This is a genomic window from Burkholderia lata (genome assembly GCF_000012945.1).
GTDB lineage: Bacteria > Pseudomonadota > Gammaproteobacteria > Burkholderiales > Burkholderiaceae > Burkholderia > Burkholderia lata.
In genome coordinates this window covers 2591563-2611676 of record NC_007510.1, presented here as the reverse complement: position 1 = coordinate 2611676, position 20114 = coordinate 2591563, and the positions used below count along the sequence as shown (strand labels likewise).

Annotated in this window: 16 protein-coding genes and 1 tRNA gene; 13 read left to right on the top strand and 4 right to left on the bottom strand. The window is 62.9% G+C overall.

Annotated features, from left to right (window positions below):
* Positions 1 to 45: 45 nt before the first annotated feature.
* From BCEP18194_RS17710 to BCEP18194_RS17695, 4 genes are all read right to left on the bottom strand, one after another.
* Complete coding sequence (locus BCEP18194_RS17710; RefSeq protein WP_041492902.1) at positions 46 to 648, bottom strand: hypothetical protein; 603 nt, start codon at positions 646 to 648, stop codon at positions 46 to 48.
* A 148-nt stretch (positions 649 to 796) separates the two neighbouring features.
* The gene (locus BCEP18194_RS17705; RefSeq protein WP_011352644.1) at positions 797 to 1405 is read right to left on the bottom strand and encodes a DUF2939 domain-containing protein; all 609 of its coding nucleotides are present in this window, start codon (positions 1403 to 1405) and stop codon (positions 797 to 799) included.
* 529 nt (positions 1406 to 1934) lie between these two features.
* Positions 1935 to 2025, bottom strand: a tRNA-Ser gene (locus tag BCEP18194_RS17700).
* 57 nt (positions 2026 to 2082) lie between these two features.
* Positions 2083 to 4263 carry a TonB-dependent receptor gene (locus BCEP18194_RS17695; RefSeq protein WP_011352643.1) on the bottom strand — a complete coding sequence of 727 codons (2181 nt, stop codon included), beginning with the start codon at positions 4261 to 4263 and terminating at the stop codon, positions 2083 to 2085.
* Positions 4264 to 4610: 347 nt separating this feature from the next.
* On the opposite strand from BCEP18194_RS17695, the gene BCEP18194_RS17690 reads away from it, so the two are divergent.
* From BCEP18194_RS17690 to BCEP18194_RS17630, 13 genes are all read left to right on the top strand, one after another.
* The gene (locus tag BCEP18194_RS17690; RefSeq protein WP_011352642.1) at positions 4611 to 5240 is read left to right on the top strand and encodes a LysE family translocator; all 630 of its coding nucleotides are present in this window, start codon (positions 4611 to 4613) and stop codon (positions 5238 to 5240) included.
* Positions 5241 to 5285: 45 nt separating this feature from the next.
* Positions 5286 to 5711, top strand: a complete 426-nt coding sequence (locus tag BCEP18194_RS17685; protein WP_011352641.1) for a hypothetical protein — start codon at positions 5286 to 5288, stop codon at positions 5709 to 5711.
* 231 nt (positions 5712 to 5942) lie between these two features.
* Positions 5943 to 8720, top strand: a complete 2778-nt coding sequence (locus tag BCEP18194_RS17680; RefSeq protein WP_041492901.1) for a type VI secretion system Vgr family protein — start codon at positions 5943 to 5945, stop codon at positions 8718 to 8720.
* A 23-nt stretch (positions 8721 to 8743) separates the two neighbouring features.
* Positions 8744 to 11095, top strand: coding sequence for a T6SS effector phospholipase Tle3 domain-containing protein (locus tag BCEP18194_RS17675; protein ID WP_011352639.1), 2352 nt, complete (start codon positions 8744 to 8746; stop codon positions 11093 to 11095).
* Positions 11092 to 12573, top strand: a complete 1482-nt coding sequence (locus BCEP18194_RS17670) for a virulence factor (protein ID WP_157687189.1) — start codon at positions 11092 to 11094, stop codon at positions 12571 to 12573. The genes BCEP18194_RS17675 and BCEP18194_RS17670 overlap by 4 nt, the downstream gene beginning before the upstream one ends.
* 9 nt (positions 12574 to 12582) lie before the next feature.
* Complete coding sequence (locus BCEP18194_RS17665) at positions 12583 to 12846, top strand: PAAR domain-containing protein (RefSeq protein WP_011352637.1); 264 nt, start codon at positions 12583 to 12585, stop codon at positions 12844 to 12846.
* A gap of 127 nt (positions 12847 to 12973) precedes the next feature.
* Positions 12974 to 14311 (top strand): hypothetical protein, encoded by a 1338-nt coding sequence (locus BCEP18194_RS17660; protein ID WP_011352636.1) that lies wholly within the window; start codon positions 12974 to 12976, stop codon positions 14309 to 14311.
* A gap of 435 nt (positions 14312 to 14746) precedes the next feature.
* Positions 14747 to 15838 (top strand): toxic anion resistance protein, encoded by a 1092-nt coding sequence (locus BCEP18194_RS17655; RefSeq protein WP_041492900.1) that lies wholly within the window; start codon positions 14747 to 14749, stop codon positions 15836 to 15838.
* Between the two features lie 20 nt (positions 15839 to 15858).
* Positions 15859 to 16605 (top strand): VWA domain-containing protein, encoded by a 747-nt coding sequence (locus BCEP18194_RS17650; protein ID WP_011352634.1) that lies wholly within the window; start codon positions 15859 to 15861, stop codon positions 16603 to 16605.
* A 44-nt stretch (positions 16606 to 16649) separates the two neighbouring features.
* A complete protein-coding gene (locus tag BCEP18194_RS17645) occupies positions 16650 to 17666 on the top strand; it encodes a DUF475 domain-containing protein (protein ID WP_041492899.1) in 1017 nt (338 codons plus the stop codon).
* A 100-nt stretch (positions 17667 to 17766) separates the two neighbouring features.
* Positions 17767 to 18423 carry a TerD family protein gene (locus tag BCEP18194_RS17640; RefSeq protein WP_011352632.1) on the top strand — a complete coding sequence of 219 codons (657 nt, stop codon included), beginning with the start codon at positions 17767 to 17769 and terminating at the stop codon, positions 18421 to 18423.
* Between the two features lie 51 nt (positions 18424 to 18474).
* Positions 18475 to 19347 carry a hypothetical protein gene (locus BCEP18194_RS17635; RefSeq protein WP_011352631.1) on the top strand — a complete coding sequence of 291 codons (873 nt, stop codon included), beginning with the start codon at positions 18475 to 18477 and terminating at the stop codon, positions 19345 to 19347.
* Between the two features lie 142 nt (positions 19348 to 19489).
* A complete protein-coding gene (locus tag BCEP18194_RS17630) occupies positions 19490 to 20110 on the top strand; it encodes an HAD family hydrolase (RefSeq protein ID WP_041492898.1) in 621 nt (206 codons plus the stop codon).
* Positions 20111 to 20114: the final 4 nt, after the last annotated feature.

Sequence of the window (20114 nt, the reverse complement as noted above, 5' to 3'; positions counted from 1 at the left end):
GCTCAAGTGTCGGGACGTGTTCGTGTCGGCGCCGCGACGGGTGGGTCAGAGCGAGGAAATCCCGAGCTCTGCTCCCTTGGTCATCTGCACCCGGCTGAAATCACAGCTTCCGTCCGTCACGCCTTTGGCATTCGGTATGGCGACGCAGACATAGGCACGGATGCCATGCGGCAAGGCCACGTGGCGGAACTCGCCAATCTTGATCGTCGCGGCCCGATCGACGGCAAATTGATCGTTGATCGGCGTCACGCCCGACGGGATCGACATGGTCACTTCCGACGCGGCGTTCCCGGTTTGCGATTTCAGCGTCTGGCTGCTGCCGATCTCTCCGTTGACCGAGAACCGTATCGCTGCCTGTCCTTCGGACACGCGCTGGACCGTGACCGCGAGCGTCGGCTTGGCGATTCCCGCCGCGCATTTGGCGGCAGCGCATTCACGAACGGAAAGCAGCGTGCGGAATTGCGATGCAGGCTGACCGATGACCGACAGGTCGGTCGACGATCCACCGTCGCGCAGCGATTTCTCGAGCGGCGGGGGAGAGGTCACCGCGACGGTGGTGCTGATCGACGCGGGCGAAAATGCCGTTGTGCAGGCTGACAGCATCGTCGCCGCGACAGCCAGCATGGCGAACCGTGGACTCAATCGCATGGATCTGACTCGCGGTGATGAAACCCTGGATATCGTCAGGAGAATACACATCTTTAGCATGCCGTGTTCGGGAGTTGCGGTGCGCCGCACGCTCGGCCCAAACGAGGAAGCGGATGGACCGCGCAGGGTCCCGTCCGTTTCCTGGCAATCAGTTTGAACCGAATTTGTCGATCGGCAGATTGACTGCGCTCAGCTTCCAGGACCATAGGCCGTCACGCTTGAAGACAAACGTTACCTCGTCGTCGGTTCCTTTTCGAGAAGTTGCGGTGACAGTGGACCAGTTCTTGTAGCCGATCGAATAGTCGGCCTTCGGCTTGCTCCCCGATGTTTGCGGCGCGGCGTTGCCGCCGGAGCCAGCGTGGGCTGTTTCCGATGGTTCGGGAGCGGATGCAGGCACGCTGGCGTGCGCGGGCCTGGCGGGTCCCTGAGCCATCATGGCCATGACACCCGCTGGTGTAACCATCGTGTCGATGGCTTGATTCACGACGCCCACCGCCATCATCATTCCCAGGTCGGCGAGTGAATTGCCGTTCATCTCGGGGGAATTCGCCAATTTCGCGTGCATCATGGTCATGAATTGTGCACGCAGGCTTTCTCGCATCGATGGATAGTCGACATAGGAAGAAAACGAGTCGGCATCGTTGTCGACCAGGGCCGATCGCATCTGATACAGGGTGATGTACGGGCTCGCATAACTGGACGCCACGCCCGCAGCTATTGCGATTCCGGCGATCGCCATCAGTTTTTTCTTTTTCATGGTCTCTACACGCGTTCATATTGTTTATCGGGACGTCATTTTAACGGCCGCATACCGGAATATTTGAGTTGCCGACAATCTGCGACGCGGATATGTGATCGCTATTCCATTTCGAATGACGGATCGAATAGGGCGTTTTCAGGCTGAGCAAGACATGCGAGCGATAAAAACGCTTTGAATTGCATGACCCGCGCCCGCGCACATCGCTCTATGCCCGGTGGCGGAAATCGATGCGAAGCGTGCGATGGCTGGCGAGTTTGCGCTGGGGCGACGCTGCAAGAGCGCATCATGGGTGCCGCCAACAGTTGCGGCACCGGCGATCGACGGGCGCTTTGACGTGCAGAAATGAAAAACGGGCCGAGCGGCCCGTTTTTGCAGATGTCCTGGCGGAGAGAGGGGGATTCGCCCACACGAGCGCGGGCCGCGGATTCGCTTGCAAGCGAATCCCTTCGAATCCCCCGCGCAAGCCGAACTGTCGGCTTGCTTCTCTCCGGAAACGAAAATGCCCGCTTGCGCGGGCATTCAAATCTGGCGGAGAGAGGGGGATTCGAACCCCCGATAGGCGATTAACCTATACACGCTTTCCAGGCGTGCGACTTAAACCACTCATCCATCTCTCCGGAAGACCGAGAGTATAGCAAACTCTGGGGGCCGCCCGCCACTCCCTTCGGCAATCGTCAAAAATCCGTCGTCATCGACAGCCACACCGAGCGCGGATCGCCCTGCGTCAGGTACCCGCCGGTCGTCGACGACCAGTACGACTTGTTCGTGACATTGCGCACGGTCGCACGGAACGTCGTCTTCCGGCCGAACAGCGCCGTCGCGTAGCGCGCACCGAGGTCGTAGCGGTCCCACGCCTGGATCGACGCCGTATTCGCGACGTCCACGTACTGCGGGCCCGTGTGGATCCAGCGCGCGGTCAGCGTGAGGCCGCGCAGCATCGGCACGTCGTATTCGGCGCCCGCGTTGAGCAGGAACGACGGCACGCCGATCGGCCGGTTGCCGTCGTTCGCGCCGCCCGCCGTGTTCTGCAGCGTCGCGTTGATGTACGTCGCGCCCGCGATCAGCCGGACGCCTTTCCACGGTTCGCCGTACACGGCCGTTTCCACGCCGCGGTGTCGTTGCGTGCCATTGGCGCCGAACAGGTTCGACGTCGGATCGGTGTACGCCATCGGCTTCTCGATCTGGAACAGCGCGAGCGACGCACCGTACTTGCTGGTGTCGTAGCGGATGCCGGCCTCGACCTGTTTCGACCGGAACGGCGACAGCGACTGGCCCGCATTGCGCGCGGTGTTCGGCGCGATTTCGCCCTGCGCGAGCGCCTCGCTGCGATTCGCGTAGATCGATACGTTCTGCCACGGTTTGACGACGAGACCGAACACGGGCGTCGTGATCGCGTCGCTGTACGTCGACGACACCGCGCCCGTGTAGTCGAAATTGTCGACGGAGATCGACTGGCGGCGCGCACCGATCGTGAACAGCACGCGGTCGCCGAGGAAGCCGAGCGTGTCTGACACCGCGACGCTGCGCAGCCAGGTCTTGGTGACCGTGCCCGGATCGCTCATGTCGCCGCCCGCATAGGCAGTCGGCGGGAACGCGACCGGCGCCGGATCGTAGAGCGTCGTCGGGAACGCGCTCGACATCGTGTACGCAGACTGGCTGTCGATGCGGATGAACGACGCGCCGGCCGTCACGAAGTGCGACACGGGGCCGGTCGTGAAGCGGCCGCGCACGCCGGCTTCGGCCGATTGGGCATCCTCCTTGTGCGGCACGCTCAGGCGCGAGCCGGTCGTGCCGGACGACGAGTAGGTCGGCGTGTAGTAGTCGCCGTGCTCGTTCGTATGTCGGGCGCCGGCCGACACATAGGCCGTCCACGCGGGCAGGAAATCGTATTCGGCGCGCACGATCCCGACCGTATCCTCGAGCTCGCTGAAGCTCCACGGCTGCGCGTAGTTGTGCGTCGCGGACGGCACGGCCGGTACCTGGTTGCCGCTGACCAGCACGACGGGGCGGCCGTTGTCGATCCGTTCGCGCTGATACAGGAAGTCGCCGTACAGGCGCAGCTTGTCGCCGCGCCAGTCGAGCGACACGGCCGTCACGTTGTTGCGGTGGCGCTCGTCGCTGACGGCCGTGTCGCCGCCGCTGATCGACTGGTTCACGCGCACACCGAACTGGCCCTCGCTGCCGAAGCGGCGGCCGACGTCGACGTGGGTGCCGATCGAGCCGGACACCGAGCCGTCGACGGTGACACGCGTGAGCGGTTTGTCGTCCGCGCGCTTCAACTGCAGGTTCACGCCGCCGCCAACCGCGGAGCCGTTCGGCGATGCGCCGCTCAGGAATGCATTCGCGCCCTTGAGCACGTCGACGCGTTCGACCGCATCGGTCTGGACGAGCTGTCGCGGCGTGATGCCGTACAGGCCGTTCAGCGATACGTCGTCGCCGGCGAGCTGGAAGCCGCGAATGACGAATACCTGCGAGAAGTTGCCGTAGCCGGTCGCGCTGCGCACGGCCGGATCGTTGTCGAGCACGTCGGCGAGGGTGCGTGCCTGCTGGTCTTCGATCAGCTTCGACGTGTAGGTGGTCATGCTGAACGGCACGTCGCTCGCCTTTTGCCGGCCGAGTACGCCGTAATCCGCACCGCGCGCGACCTGGCCGCCCGCGTAGGTCGGCGCGAGGTCGCCGGGCAGCGGCTCGGCGGCGCCCGTGACGTTGATCGACGGCAGCACGGACGTGTCGGGCGCGACAGCGGTGGCGGACGCGGCCTGCTGGGCCTGCGCCGAGGTCGCGAGCGCGCAGGTCAGCGCAATGCCGAAGGCAATCGGCGTGAGACGCCGGGCGGGTAACGAAAGTGTCGACATGGGACGCAAATCGGGTGTGGTCGGTAATCCATCCCAGGGCGGCAAGTCGGAATCCGGGCGGTGTGATGCGTCCGTGCAGTCGCGGACGGTTTTTTTATTGAGCGGCGGAGTCTAACGTAAACGAGAATCATTGTCGTTTGCGAAAATGATCGCTCACTATTTGGGATGGCGGGGGGCGCCGTGCAGGATCGACGTCATAGAGCCGCCGAGCGCACATCGGGACGAACGTGCGATCATGAGTCGCCCGAATTCGTCGTAACGATGCGTGCGTGCCGGCAGCGGCCCGCATGGCCGAAGACGGCGACGCCACCCCGTACGCAAGCTCCCTTCAGAAGGAACGCCACGCCATGTCGCTGTCCGCCTTGCTCGCTTTTGCCCTGATCCTGTCCGTCGGCGTTGCGACGCCCGGCCCGACGGTGTTGCTCGCAATGAGCAACGGCTCGCGGTACGGATTGCGTCACGCGACGGTCGGCATGCTCGGCGCCGTCACGGCCGATGTCGTGCTCGTTGCGCTGGTCGGGTTCGGTCTAGGGATGCTGCTCGACGCGTCGGAAACGGCATTCGTCACGCTGAAGCTGGCCGGTGCCGCGTGGCTCGCCTATGTCGGCGTGCGGATGCTGCTGTCGTCCGGCGGTTCTGCCGCTGCACCGTCGCTCGAGCACGCGACGCCCGATCGCCGGGCCGCGTTCCTGAAGAGCTTCTTCGTTGCAATGAGCAACCCGAAGTACTACCTGTTCATGTCCGCGCTGCTGCCGCAGTTCGTCGACCGGTCGCATGCGATCGCGCCGCAGTACGCGATCCTCGCGGCGACGATCGTCGCGATCGATGTCGTCGGGATGACCGGCTATGCGCTGCTCGGCGTGCATTCGGTGCGTGTGTGGAAAGCGGCGGGGGAGAAGTGGCTGAACCGCGTCAGCGGGTCGCTGCTGCTGATGCTCGCGGGGTACGTCGCGCTGTATCGCAAGGCCGCGAACTGACGCGGCGATGCGTCGGGAGCAAGCCCCTCGCCAACCGGCTCGGCGATGAAGTCGATCGAGCGCTTCACGCTCGAAACGCACGACGGTCCGTATGAAGCGTGGCCGTCACGCACCCGTGTGCTCGTGAATGGCGAGCGTTCCGGCCTCACCGTTTCCGGCTTTGTCCTGCTTCGCCAGTTCGAGACGCCGGACGCCTATCTGCTCGTCACCGACTACGACTGCCCGTTCGAGGAGGCCATCACGTTCACGCTCGTGTCGAAGGCTCCGTTGAAGGAGCTCGCGCGGCGCACGGTGGGCGCGATGTACGCGTCGTGCCATCTGGATGACATGACGTGGGCCGACGACCGGCATTTCAGCGCGACGTTCGTGGACATTGAAGGACGGTGGGATTTCACGATTCGTGACCGATCGGTGCCGTTCGTGTTGCCGCGGCTAGGTATGCGGCAAGTGCCTGCCGGCGCGACGCCATGACGACGATCGGGTGCCGCCGGACGAGGCGCTATCCCTTTGAAAGATTGTGAAGTTTTAAATCTGGTCAGGAGCATTACACAAAGCGCTCTAAATCCTTTCAAAATTTCGTCACCTGCCTGACAAATTTGATATGCTCGCCAAAAAACCAGGCGGGCAGCACTCCCAGGACGGACCATCGGGCGTGATTTCCCGGTGAACAACGAAGTAAAACAAAATCCTGAGAGTCATGCTGTGAATACAGCCGAATTGCTACGCACATTTGCGTCCGGGGTGGTCGATCAGAACAATCGACCGGTTCGCATGAACTGGGGGCCTGCTCAGAAAACGCTCGAGCAGGTGCTCGCGCTCCAGTATGCGGACATCCGCGAAGGGTTGATGACGGGCATCGAGGGACATCTGACCTGCGTGTCCGCGCGGGCCGATCTCCCGATCCGCAGCTTTATCGGGCTACCGGTTTCCGTCGAGATGACGACCGATCGCGGGCGTCTCCATACCATCAACGGCATCGTTACCGACGTCCGTACCGGGCAGTCGGACGGTTCACTGACCTGCTACCAGTTGACGGTTCGCGACGTGCTGTCGGTCATGGAGCGGCGAATCAATTCGCGACTGTTCCGCACCAAGAACCTGCCCGACATCCTCGGCGTGCTGCTGCAGGAGTGGCGCCAGCGCAGCTCGGCGCTGGCGGGCGCATTTGAGTTCGACCTGTCCGGCCTGCAAGGCGAACGTTACCCGGCGCGCGAACTCACGCGGCAGGTCAACGAGTCGGACGCGCACTTCATCCGGCGGCTGCTGCGGCGCGACGGTGCGACCGTCTTCGTCAAGGCAGGCAAGGCCGGCGAGCGGGCGAACGGCAACGCGAACGACACGCCGGTTCATACGCTGGTCTTTGCCGACGATTCGATGAAGTTGCCCGAGACGCTTGCCGGTACCGTGCGCTATCACCGCGACGCCGCCACCGAAGAGCGCGACTCGATCACACTGTGGGCGACGAGCCGCAGCCTGATCCCGGGCAAGATCGTCCGGCCGACGTGGGATTACAAGACCGGCCGGATGTCGCAAACCGAACAGGCGACGATCGTCGACCAGGGCGACGGCGGCAACGATCTCGGGCATTTGCTGGCCGACAGCGTCATCGATATTCCGCACGCGGGAAATTCGTCGTCCGATCTCGACCGGATCGGCAAGGACCGCATGCTTGCGCACGAACTGCGCGCGGAATCCGTCGACGGCGTGAGCAACGTGCGCGATCTGGCCGTCGGCCACTGGTTTGCGCTCGCCGAGCATCCGCAGCTCGACACATTGCCGGCCGAGCAGCGGCAGTTCGTCGTCACGTCGCTTCATCACCGGGTACGGAACAACCTGCCGAAGGAGCTGAACGAGCGCGCGCAGTCGCTGTTCGCGGCAAGCCGCGTGCTGTTCAACGCGGTGCCGACCGACGTGAACAGCAAGCCAGGCGATGAAAACGACCGGCGCTACGAGAACACGTTCTCGTGCGTGCGACGCGGCGTGCCGCTGACCCCGGCCTACGATCCCCATGTCGACCTGCCGGCCGTGCATCCGATGACGGCCGTCGTCGTCGGACCCGACGGGGAAGAGGTGTTCTGCGATGAAATGGGCCGCATCCGGGTGCAGATCCAGGGGCTGAACGCGGACGATCACGCGCATGCGCAAGGCGCCGGCACGAGCGGCACGCCGACCGACAGCGCGCCGGTGCGAGTCGCCTGCGCACTCGCCGGGCCGAGCTTCGGCGCGAATACCTTGCCGCGTGTCGGCATGGAGGTGCTGATCGGCCATATCGGCGGCGATCCGGACCGGCTCGTCGTGATGGGCGTGCTGGCCAACGGGCCGAACATGCCGGCGACCTTCAGCCACACCGGCGCACTGCCGGGCAACCGTTACCTGTCCGGCACGAAGACGAAGGAAATCAAGGGGCAGCGGTACAACCAGATCCGCTTCGACGATACGCCGGGGCAGATCAGCAGCCAGCTGGCGAGCGAGCATGCGCATAGCCAGCTGAACCTCGGTTATCTGACGCAGCCGCGCGACAACGGCCAGGGCACGGCGCGTGGCGAGGGCGCCGAGTTGCGCAGCGATGCGCATGTGGCGATCCGCAGCGGCAAGGCGATGCTGATTTCGGCCTGGGAACGGCTGCGCGCGAGCGACGGCCACCTGGCGCGGGACGAGTATCTGCAACTGATGCAGGAATGCGTCGAGCTGTTCAAGAGTCTCGGCGACTATGCGGGCCAGCATCAGGGCGTGGTGCCCGATACGCAGCCGCACGACGCGCTGATGACCACGGTGAAAGGCTGGCCGAACGGGGAAGCCGCCGGTGGCGGTGAGGCGTCGGGCGCGTCGATGGCGGCGATCGGCATCACCGCGCCGGCCGGGATCAGCATCGCGACGCCGAAGACCGTCGCGACCCATGCGGGCGGCAACGTCGATATCGTCGCGCAGAACCATTTGCAGTACACGAGCGGGCAGCGGATCAACCTGCAGGCCGGCCATGGCGTGGCGATGTTCGCGCACAGCGAAGGGGTCTCGGCGATCGCCAACCAGGGGAAGGTGACGCTGCAGAGCCAGAACGACGACACGCAGATCGATTCGGCGAAAAACATCCAGATGACGGCGGGGGGCGGAAAGCTCGCGGGCATGGCCAGCGAGCAAGTCGTGTTCGTGACGTCGGGCGGCGCGTATCTGAAGCTGCAGGGCGGGGATATCGAGCTCGGGTGTCCGGGGAGTTTCACCGTCAAGTCCGCGTCGCATACGTGGGCCGGGCCGGCGAGCATGAGCGCCGATTTCCCGAAGTTCGACCAGGGCTCGCTGGGACGGGTGCCGAAACTGGTCCGGGCGACCGACGGGCAGCCGGTCGAAGGGATGGAAGCCGAGGTGCGCAAGGCATCGGGCGAATTGATCAAGGGGAAGACCGACGCGGAAGGCAAGCTGGCGCCGGTCAGCAGCGATCAGTTCGAACAATTGGCGGTGCGCTTCTTCAAGTCGAGAACCTGAGCTGAGTCTTCAAGAAAAACAACATGTTCAACTACAACTTTTCGCAGAACCCGGGCGGACAGCCGTCGACGGACGACCCGTCGCAGACGTCGGTGGGTGGTGGAGCGGGGACGACGCTGTTCAACCGCAACGACCTCCAGTGCGTGATGCAGATGCCGCTGCCGGGTGTCGTCATTTTCGTTCACGGGGTGAATTCGGAGGGCGAATGGTTCAAGGACGCCGAGGAAGGGCTGTGCGCTGGATTGAACCGGCGCATGGGGCGGTATGACGATCAACTGTTCCATTTTGGGCCGGTGGCCGGGCAGATGTCGCCGGTCAGCTATATCGAAAGCCTGACGTCTGACGGATTTCTGAATCCGGAAATGTCGTCGAAGACGTACATCAAGCGCGATCCGTCCTTTTCGCCCGTCATTCATTTCCGGTGGGGTTACGCCGCGAATGCCGAGGAGCTGAAAGAGTATGGCGACAAGATCATGCTCAACGAGAAGAACTACTGGGGTGGCGGGCCGTTCGCGGGTGGGTGTTCGAGCCTGCCGGATCTGTGGAATGACGGGCTGCATGACCGGCTTTTTCTGTGGCTGACCGTCCAGCACATGAACTCGGTCGGCAATCGCAAGATCTATTCGACGCCGCCGCGTACCTACGGCGTGCTGGGTGCAATGCGGCTTGCGCGCCTGGTCGAGTCGATCCGCAAGCGCCAGGCCGACGTGCCGATCACGATCGTGTGCCACAGCCAGGGCAACATGATCGGTCTCGCCGCTGCATTCCTCGGCGACCGGTTGCCCGAGGTGAAGGACCGGTTGGGCAAGAAAGGACGCTGCGTCGCGGACACTTATGTTCTCGCCAATCCGCCGTACAGCCTCGTGGAGAGCAACTTCACCGATACCTGGGCACAGCGCGGGGTACGCGACAAGAACGGGCATGTGGGGCGCGAGACCTATGTCGCGCGCACGGAAACGCTGAGGGAGTACTTCGATATCCTGCGCGCTCGAGCCGATCTGGAGATGCCTGCGGAAGATCTTGATCGCGCGATGGAAAACGCAAGACCGTCGAAGAACGGCGGTAAACCGTATAGCGCAGCCAAGGACCGGGAGGCGCACGGGTTGTACCAGAAGAACACCTACGGGAGAGTGACACTGTATTGCTGCCCGCATGATCAGGTTATTTCCGCGCTGCCCGTTCAAGGGATCGGCTGGCGCGGCATGAGCATCGAAGAGATCAGTGCGACGAACGCATGGGGTGTTTTCTCGCAACGCGTATTCGCGTCGAATTTCGAGGTCGGCGGTGACAACAAGAAATACCAGTATTGGGAGAATGACTGGCGTAGCAGCACGAACAAGGAGGAGGGGTTTTGGTATCCGCCGTCACCGCCCGCGCGGTACGGTTTTGCGCGAGGCATGCATTCCAATGAAGGTTGGCTCGCGAAGTTTGTCACGTTTGTAACGAGCCCAGCCCTCTACCTGTTCAACTTGTCGCACATGGAGGTCAATGCCCTGCCGCCGGAAAAATGGGAAATCCCGATTACGGCACCGATGCTTGACAAGGAAACTCGCTTCTTTCCAAAGGCGTTGCGCTACGGCAAGGCATCGGGCGCATGCGATGCGGATGGGAATCTGCTCAAAGGAGCAGACTTCAACGAGGGTTACGATCCCCCGTCCGCCGGACGCGATGCCGGTAAGAAGGACAAGCGGGATGACGATCCGTACGACAACTTCGACACAAAGTCAGAAAAATTTGCGACGCCCGCGGGCGACCCGCTGAAAGCAAAGGGTGACGCATTATCCGAGGCTGCGCAGCGATACGAGGATCACTCCATTCTGCGGATGGAGGCGCGGAGATCAGGGAATCGCAGCTGGGTCGACAAGGACGGAAAGGTGGTCGGAGAGGACGATCCGGACGCAGCGAGCGCTGACTATACCGAATGGCGGAACAAGGAGATCTTCGAGATTCTGAACGGCGGGGACAAGAATAATCCCACCAATCATTCGACCATCATGACCAACAAGGACCATGCTGAAAAGGCGTTGGCTTACGATGTGGCCATTGGACTTTGCTATTTGACTGCGGCTGATTTGGAGGAATTCAGAATCCAGGCTGATTGGAGGTTCGTAAAGGGCCTGGGTGATGATGCCGAAGATGGTGGCGGTGATGGCGGTGATGGCAGTGCTGATGTCGACGATGGCAGTGCTGATGTCGACGATGGCGGTGATGGTAGCAATCCAAACGGTCAGATGGCGGAATATATTTCAACCGGAAAGTGTAATAGATTGTTTTTGCGGGACTGGATTGATACGGAAGAGTACGCAAAAATGCCGCCCAAGATACATGATGAAAGAGATGGCGGACTTTTCCTGAAGATCGGGGGCATTTTATGAGGTCGGTCATCGCTACCTGGCCGCGCCGATTTGGAATTGCAGTCGCTGCGTTGCTTCTCGCGTTGGGAGCATCATTTTTGATATTGGTTTCGTCTGATGGGGCGACAGGAGCATCGTTAAGTATGGGAACTCTGATGAAGCGTTTGGTATTGGTTCCAGGGCTTGTGGCAATCATGGTATTTGCATTCGCAACGCTGATTGCAGGGCCGCGTGCAGTTGCTGCCTCATCGGCGGAAAAGGCGATTCCAGTTGTCGGAGCAGAGGCGTCCAGACCGTTCGTTGCCCAGGTCGTCGGGCTTGGCTGGATGAACCCGCTGCAGCGCAGGGATTACCCCACGGAGTGGCAGATATTGTGGACGCTGGGCTTGGTAAAGCCGAATGTCAACGATGACATGGTTCGGACCAATCCGAAAAAATATTCTACGTTACAGCCGATTTCCATCGTGGCTGACGGTCGTTGGGGGCGTGAATCTTTTTCCGGATTCTATAAAAAATACGTCAATGAGCTGCTGATACTTTTTCGTACGCGATATTTTACGAATCAGGATTATTTTTATACGGTTAGCTCAGATGATCAGAGGAAGTGGCGGGAGTTGGCTGGAATGCATGTTGAGCTGGCCATTCCCGCTGGTCGACTCAACCCTGCGTTTGCGGCCTCACATTTGCGAGGCCAGATTGTTAATATTTTCGAAATTGGGAATCCGTCCGCAAAAAATCTCTGGAGCCGTGATACGCCGCCCGATGTGCACGTGACGTCAGGTCAAGGCAACGCCGGCTTCACGTCGCTGAACGCGGCACTCGACTATCTGGCCGTGCATCCGGACAAAAGCGCATGGGTGATGAACTGGGACGCGCCGAGCTTTCCGCCGCAGGACGAACAGATCAACGAGAACATGGCGGTGCTGTTCCTCGCCGGCCCGGATCTGAAGACCGAGCGTGAGCCGCTTGCCTGGATTGGCAAGGCTGCACGAAGCAACGTCAAGGATTTCGAGGCGAAACAAGGCGCGAGCCGCGCGGTACAGGCTTGGAAATCGACGATCGATACGGCGGCGAGCAATGCGGGCGTACCCGTGTCATCGTTGAACTACGTCGTGCACGACGCAGGCAAGGGCAGCGACGCCGCATCGACGCGGATTGCCTCACTGTCGCAAACGCTGACGGAAGTGCTGCCGGAATACGACTTCCGTACGCAAACCTTCAATACGGCAGCGCTGCTAGGTGACATGGGTGCCGGCGCGGCATTGACTGATGTGGTTCTGGCGATCGGCCGAGCGAATCACCTCGGCGGAAATGTGCTCGTAGCCGGAACGACCGACACCGAGCATCCGACGGCAGTGGTGGTGGTCGCACCGTCGAAGCTGACGCCGATCGACGCGGGCAAGAACTGGTTTCGCGCACGCGGTGAAAACAACGCGTACTTGCCGTGGTGGGGCCGCCGTCACGATGCGCGTCAGGCATCGCAAGGCTATTCGGAATAAGGAGCCCGCATGCGCGGAATCATTCGGGTCGGCGACGCGACGAGCCACGGCGGCCAGGTCGTGACGGGCAGCGCGGTCAGTGAAGTGATGGGGCGGCCGGTTGCCCGGCTCGGTGACACGTGCGTCTGCCCGATCTCGGGGCATCAGGCTTGCTTTATCGCCGAAGGCGATCCGCAGGTGATCGTCGACGGAAAACCCGCGGCGTTCGATGGTCACAAGACTTCGTGTGGCGCGACGCTGATTTCGAGTCTGGCGTCGTCAGGGCGGGAATGAGTCGTTGGGCCGGCTACCGCGACGAACTCATCATTGGGAATGGAGTTGGGGTTCCGGTTTCGACCGGGCTCCGATGCGGGCTGGTCGGCGTTCAACGGGTTATCGACCGACTAGGTCAGGAATACTCATGTACCGCTTCACTCTTGTCAGGCACGTCGGATTCGTTGTGAGTGCGGCGGCGGTAATCCTGTCGGCCTTGCCGGTGCGGGCGGAGGCGAGCGCTATATCGGCGCAAACTGCCGTAGGTGCGTCTGACGCGCCCTTCGTTGCGCAGGTTGTGGGGCTGGAATGGCTTAATCCGCTGCAGCGTCGAGATTATCCGACCGAGTGGCAATTGCTGTGGACGCTCGGATTGGTCAAGCCGAACAGCAACGACGATATGGTGCGGACCAAACCCGCGAAATACACGACCTTGCAACCGATATCCATCGTTGCAGATGGTAATCGGGGCAGTGAGTCGTTTTCCGGGTTCTATGAAAAGTATGTCGACAAACTCCTGGTGCTGTTTCGCACACGCTATTTTTTGAACGGCGACTACTTCTATACCGTCAGCCCGCGCTGGCGGTGGAACTGGCGAGAGCTGGCCGGCATTCATGTCGAGTTGGCTGTTCCCAGCGATCGGTTGAACCCTGAACTGGCAGCGGCTTATTTGCAGGATCGCGCTGTCACCATCTTCGAAATCGGCAACCCGTCTGCAAAAAATCTATGGAGCCGCGATACGCCGCCCGATGTGCACGTGACGTCAGGTCAAGGAAACGCCGGTTTCACGTCGCTGAACGCTGCACTGGACTATCTGGCCGTACACCCCGACAAAAGCGTCTGGGTGATGAACTGGGACGCGCCAAGCTTTCCGCCGCAGGACGAACAGATCAACGAGAACATGGTGCTGCTGTTCCTCGCCGGCCCGAATTTGAAGACCGAGCGCGAACCGCTGGCGTGGATCGGCAAGGCTGCACGAAGCAACGTCGACGATTTCGAGGCGAAGCAAGGCGCGAGCCGCGTGGTGCGGGCATGGGCATCGACGATCGACGCAGCGGCGAGCAATGCCGGCGTCACGGTCTCGTCACTGAACTACGTCATTCACGACGCAGGCAAGGGCAGCGATGCTGCGTCGGCAAGGGCCGCCGCGCTATCGCAATCACTGACCGAAGTGCTGCCGGAATACGACCTCCACGCACAGACCTTCAATACGTCGGCATTGCTCGGTGACATGGGTGCCGGCGCGGCGTTGACCGATGTCGCGTTGGCGATCGGCCGAGCGAAGCACCTCGGCGGAAACGTGCTCGTGGCGGGAACGACCGACACCGAGCATCCGACGGCAGTGGTGGTGGTCGCACCGTCGAAGCTGACACCGATCGACACCAGCAAGAACTGGTTCCGCGCGCGCGGTGGAAACAACGCGTACTTGCCGTGGTGGGGCCGTCGTCATGATGCAGGTCCGACGTCGCAGGGCTATTCGGAGTAGAACCCGCCACAGGACGATTGCGGGAGAGAGAACATCGCAAGCCTGCATGACGGGCTTTGACACATTCACCGCCGCGTGATGCGTCGCGACAATGGCGCTCACCGTATTAAGCAATCTGTAACAATCAGCGGAATAACAAAAGACTAATTCTTTCAAAACACTTTCTATTATTCGCTGCCCACGTTTCCCGAGAAATCCGGATTCACGCTCCATCAAGGCATGTGTCCTCACGTCACCCGGAGCCGTATCGAGATTTCCATCTCATACATTACAAAGCGTATGGAAAATGAAAGATTCGCATCCCTTGACGCACCGCGTCGTCGCCCTTTATTGTCCGTCTGCCGCCCGTGAGAGAGCACGGCGGCAATCGCGGATGCGCGCCTCGCGCGCATGACAACACGCAGCAGAAAGCAGAAAAGGAAACGTGGTAGCCACATGAAGCCGCTATTCGATGACAAGAACTCCGATGCGGTCAGCGATCGTCCTTCCACCCCGTCTTCGTCACCCGTCGTCATGCCTGCCGCCGCCGTTGCCGTGCCGGCAGCACGCCCGGCGGAGAATGTCCGCCTGATCACCGTCGACGAGATCGACCAGCTCGGCGCGACGCAGGGCACGCGGATCGCGGCCTTCTCCCAGCAGATTCTCGCAAGCGTCCGTGCGTCGGATGCCGACCAGTTCGGCGACAAGCTCAACGAACTGATCTCGACCGCGAAGGGGCTCGACCCGCGCGGCGCCGACAAGGGCGGGTTGCTCACGCAGGTCACGCGGCTGTTCCGCTCGACCAAGGAGAAGCTGCTGTCGCAATACGAGTCGGTGAGCAAGCGGATGGACACGCTCGTCGTCGAACTCGAGAACCATGCGCAGCGCCAGAAGGCCGGCATCGACGAGCTCGAGCGGATGTACAACGACAACTACGCGCTGCACCAGGAGCTCGCGCAGTCGAAGGCGCACGGCGAAACGGCGCTCGCGACGCTGCGCGCGCATCTCGCGGCCGGCCAGCAGCCGGCGGACGATGCGTTCGCCGCACAGCGCCTGCTCGACGTGAAGCGCAAGGTCGACGCGCTCGAAAGCAAGCTCGACGACCTCGATCGCGCGATGCTGATGTCGAAGCAGCTCGCGCCGCAAATCCGGATGGAGCAGGACCAGAAACGCACGCTGACGTCGAAGTTCATGACGATCAAGACCGTGCTGATCCCCGCGTGGACCAACGCGTTCGCGCTCTACCTCGAGCAGCTCAGCACGAAACGCGCGGCGGCACTCGCGAACGCGACGTACGACGCAGCCGACGAGGCGATCCGCGCGCAGGCCGACCTGAACCGCCAGAACGCGCAGGAAGTCGCGAAGCTCGGCCAGCGCCCGGTGATCTCGACCGATACGTTCGAATACGCGCAGCAGCAGCTGTTCGGCGCATTCGACGACGTCACGCAGATCATCGCCGACGGCAAGCGCCAGCGCGAGCAGGACGCGCCGCGCCTGCGCCAGCTCGAACAGGACCTGATCACCCGATTCGCTCCGAAGCACAACTGAGAGAACTGAGAGAACACCGCATGATTACGCTTGAGAAACGCGCGGCGAAGGTCGCGATCGTCCTCGAAAAACGCCAGATCCTGAAGCCGCCCGTCGTGCGCGTGGGCGCGGCGCTCGACATCTCCGGCTCCGCGAAGCCGCTGTACCAGTCGGGCGTGATCCAGGAGACGCATGACCGGATCCTCGGCATTGCACTGAAGTTCGACGACAACGGCGAAGTCGACACGTGGACCTTCACCGAAGGCTACGACCGCCTGCCGACCGCCACGCCGGACAACTACGGCTCGTACATTTCCGACCACGTGCTCGAGGCGCGGATCGACAAGTGGGGCGGCACGCAGTACGCGCCGGTAATGAACGACATCGTCGACTTCTTCTTCCGCGCGCCGGAGCCGTCGCCGAAGCGCGAAGAGAAGCGCGGCTTCCTGAGCCGGCTGTTCGGCGGGGCGGACGAGACGCCCGCGCCGGCCGCTTCCGCGCCGGTGAACGGCCATCTGCCCGCATGGGTGCTGTTCGTCACCGACGGCCAGAACCCGAAGAACGACCGCAAGCGCGTGCGCCAGTTGCTGGCCGAGTCGCAGCACTACCCGCTGTACTGGTCGCTCGTCGGCGTCGGCGATCCGAGCGAATTCGGCTTCCTCGCGGAAGTCGCGGACGAGATGCCGAACGTCGGCTTCCTGCATCTCGAATCGCTCGACCTCAGCGACGAACAGATCTACGAACAGCTGATCACGCAGGAATTCTGCGAATGGGTGCGCGCGAAGTAAGCGCAGCCCGTACGCCTTTTATCCAGAACTCGAATACCCCCATCATGTTGAAAGACTTCAAGATCCCGTTGTCGCTCACGGTGCTCGCGCTCGTCGCGGCCTATTTCCTCGGCGGCGTGAAGGACATGCTGATCGTCGCGGTCCTGTCGGTGCTCGAAATCTCGCTGTCGCTCGACAACGCGGTCGTCAACGCATCGGTGCTCAAGAACTGGTCGGAGAAGTGGCGCAACCGCTTCATGGTGTTCGGCCTGCCGGTCGCCGTGTTCGGCATGCGGCTCGTGTTCCCGCTGCTGATCGTCGCGGTGATCGGCCACATCGGCATGTGGGACGCGCTGAAGCTCGCGATCGAGTCGCCGGAGCAGTACGCGTCGATCCTCACGTCCGCGCATCACCAGGTATCCGCATTCGGCGGCGCATTCCTGCTGATGGTGTTCTTCAAGTTCATGCTCGACACCGAGAAGGACGAGCACTGGATCGGCTTCCTGGAAGGCCCGATGAGCCACCTCGGCCGCATCACGGCGCTGGAAGTGGCGCTGACGCTCGCGATCATCATCATTGCGTCGCTCTACGTGCCGGCAGCCGAGCAGGTGGCCTTCCTGCTCGCGGGTGCATTCGGCGTGATCAGCTTCGTGATCGCGCACGGCATCGGCGACCTGATCGGCGGCGAGGAGACGGGTACGCGCGTGGTGCGCGAAGGCGTCGCGGGTTTCATGTATCTCGAAGTGCTCGATTCGTCGTTCAGCTTCGACGGCGTGATCGGTGCATTCGCGCTGTCGAACAACATCTTCCTGATCGCGCTCGGCCTTGGCGTCGGCGCGGCCTATATCCGGGAGATGACGCTGGTGCTGCTGAAGAAGGGCACGCTCGCGCAATACCGTTATCTCGAACACGGCGCGTTCTGGGCAATCGGTGCGCTCGCAACGATCATGTTCCTCGGCGTGAAGTTCGAGGTGCCCGAGGTCATCACGGGCCTGGTCGGCGCAGCGATGATCGCGGCGGCCGTATGGTCGTCGATCATCGTGCAACGCAAGGAAGACCGGACGGCCGTGGCGGGCGAGTAATCGCGCGTCACGCGCGGGGCGAACACCATCAACGAGGGGCCGCGCAGGGCGGCCCGGCATTGCCGCCGGCACCACGGCGGTTCCAGCAGAAGAGGTTCAGATGATCAATTTGTCGAAAGGCGGTCGCGTCAACCTGTCGAAGGAAGCGCCCGGCACGCAGAAGTTCCGCATCGGTCTCGGTTGGGATGCGAACTCGACCGACACGGGTACGGATTTCGATCTCGACGTGTCGGTGTTCCTGTGCAAGTACGACCCGCAGAGCAATCCGAAGCTGATCTCGGATCAGCACTTCGTGTTCTACAACAGCGAAGTGCGCACGATGGAGCGCAAGGACACCTTCATCCAGCCGGGCGACGATTTCCCGAAGCGCGGGATGCCCGCGTCGAAGTGCCTGGGTGTCGTGCATAGCGGCGACAACCGCACGGGCAGCGGCGACGGCGACGACGAGGTGATCTTCATCGACATGACGAAGCTTGCCGCGGACATCGAGGAAATCTCGGTGGTCGTGACGATCGACCAGGCCGAAGCGCGTCGCCAGAATTTCGGCCAGGTGCGCAACAGCTACATCCAGATCGCCGACGAGGTGTCGGGCGCGGTGATCGCGAAGTACGCGCTCGAGGAAGACTTCTCGATGGAGACGTCGGTGCAGGTCGGCAGCTTCTATCGCCGCGACGGCCACTTCATGTTCAAGGCAGTCGGCGCCGGCTACAACCGCGGCCTGGGCGATTTCGTGCGCGCTTATGGCGGCGCGGTCTGACTGGCGGCAGCCCGGCCGGCGGGATACCGCCGCACCGGGCAGGAAGCAGCGATGACGAATCCGTCCGACGAGCCGAAGCGGCTCGAGTTCGATACGACGCCCGAGCGCACGCCCGGGCGTCTTGCGTTCGACGCGCCGCCCGCGGCCGCGGCGCCGGTTGCGCGTGGACCCGAGCGGCCGACGCCGCAGGCGCTCGACTTCGAGCCGGCGCCCGCGTCTGACAAGGCGGTGCGCGCAGCGCCGGCCGAGGCGGTCGGCCGCGCGGTGTTCGGCGAATCGAACCATCCGCAGCTCGAGGCGTGCTTCCGCGCCGCGCAGGCCAGTTTCCCGAATCTCTATCCCGACTTCGCGCCGCGCATCGAGCGGCACATCCGGCAACTGGTACCGCTGAAGCTCGCGACGGTCGCGACGATCGGCGACGGCGCGCTGGAAACGGCGGGCAACCTCGTCGAAGCCGTCGCGGCCACGACGCGCGAATTCAACGAACTCGGCGCGGCCGACATGATGGCCGGGATGCTCGCACAGGCGACCCGCAAGGCCGGCATGTTCGAACGCTGGTTCGGCACGGCGACGGGCCATGTCGACTATCGTGCGGCGATCGGGGCACTCAAGCAGTCGCTCGGGTTCTTCCCCCGTCGTACCGAGGACCTTGCCGCGAAGGTCCGTCATGCGGAAGAAAACCTCGTGGTCGTGCTCGCGGCGCTGAGCGCGGTGTCGGACGTCGTGCGCGCGCCGGACGATGCGGGCGTCGAGCGCACGCTGTTCGACCGCCGCAACATCGTCGGGCAGGCGGTGCAGCAGATCCGCATGCAGCCTGCGCAATTGCGCGGGCTCGACGAGCGCGTGACCGATCTGCTGTCGCGCGCCGATCACCTGATGAATGTCGTGCTGCCGGCGGCATTGGCGGCGCGGCCGCAACGCTGAGCGCACGGCACGAAGGGCACGAACGCGTGCGCGGCGGCGCGCGCGTTCGCTGTGCGGGCCGCGCCGCATCACTTCATTTCACGTGCACCGGCGCGAGTCTGCTATCTTCCCGGGCATCTCATCGCTTTCCCGCCGATTCTCCATGACTGACCGCATCGTTGCCGCATTCGATTTCGACGGCACCATCACGACCACCGACAGCTTTCGCCATTTCGTCCGCTATGCGGTCGGCACGCCGCGCTTCGCGTGGGCCGGATTGCGCGCGCTGCCGTGGATTATCGCGATGAAGGCCGGGCTGATATCGCGTGGCGACGCGAAAGCGAAATTTGCGTCGTTCGCATTCGGGCCGGTGCGCGAGGACGCGCTCGATGCGCAGGCGCGCACGTTCGTCGACAGCTATCTGCCGAGCCTCGTGCGTCCGGAAATGCTCGAACGCATCCGCGAGCATCGGGCACGCGGGCACGAAGTCGTACTGGTGAGCGCGTCGCCGTCGCTGTATCTGGAGAAGTGGGCGAAGACGGCCGGCTTCGATGCGGTGCTCGCGACGCGGCTGGCGTTCGAGCGCGGCAGCTTCGCCGGGCGGCTCGACGGCGAAAACTGCTGGGGGCCGCAGAAGGTCGTGCGGCTGCGCGGGTGGTGGGGCAACCGGCCGCCGAAACAATTGTTCGCGTACGGCGACAGCCGCGGCGATAAGGAAATGGCCGAGCTCGCGAACTGGTCGTGGATCCGCGGGCAAGGGCCGATGCCGCCGATCGGCGGCTGAGGGG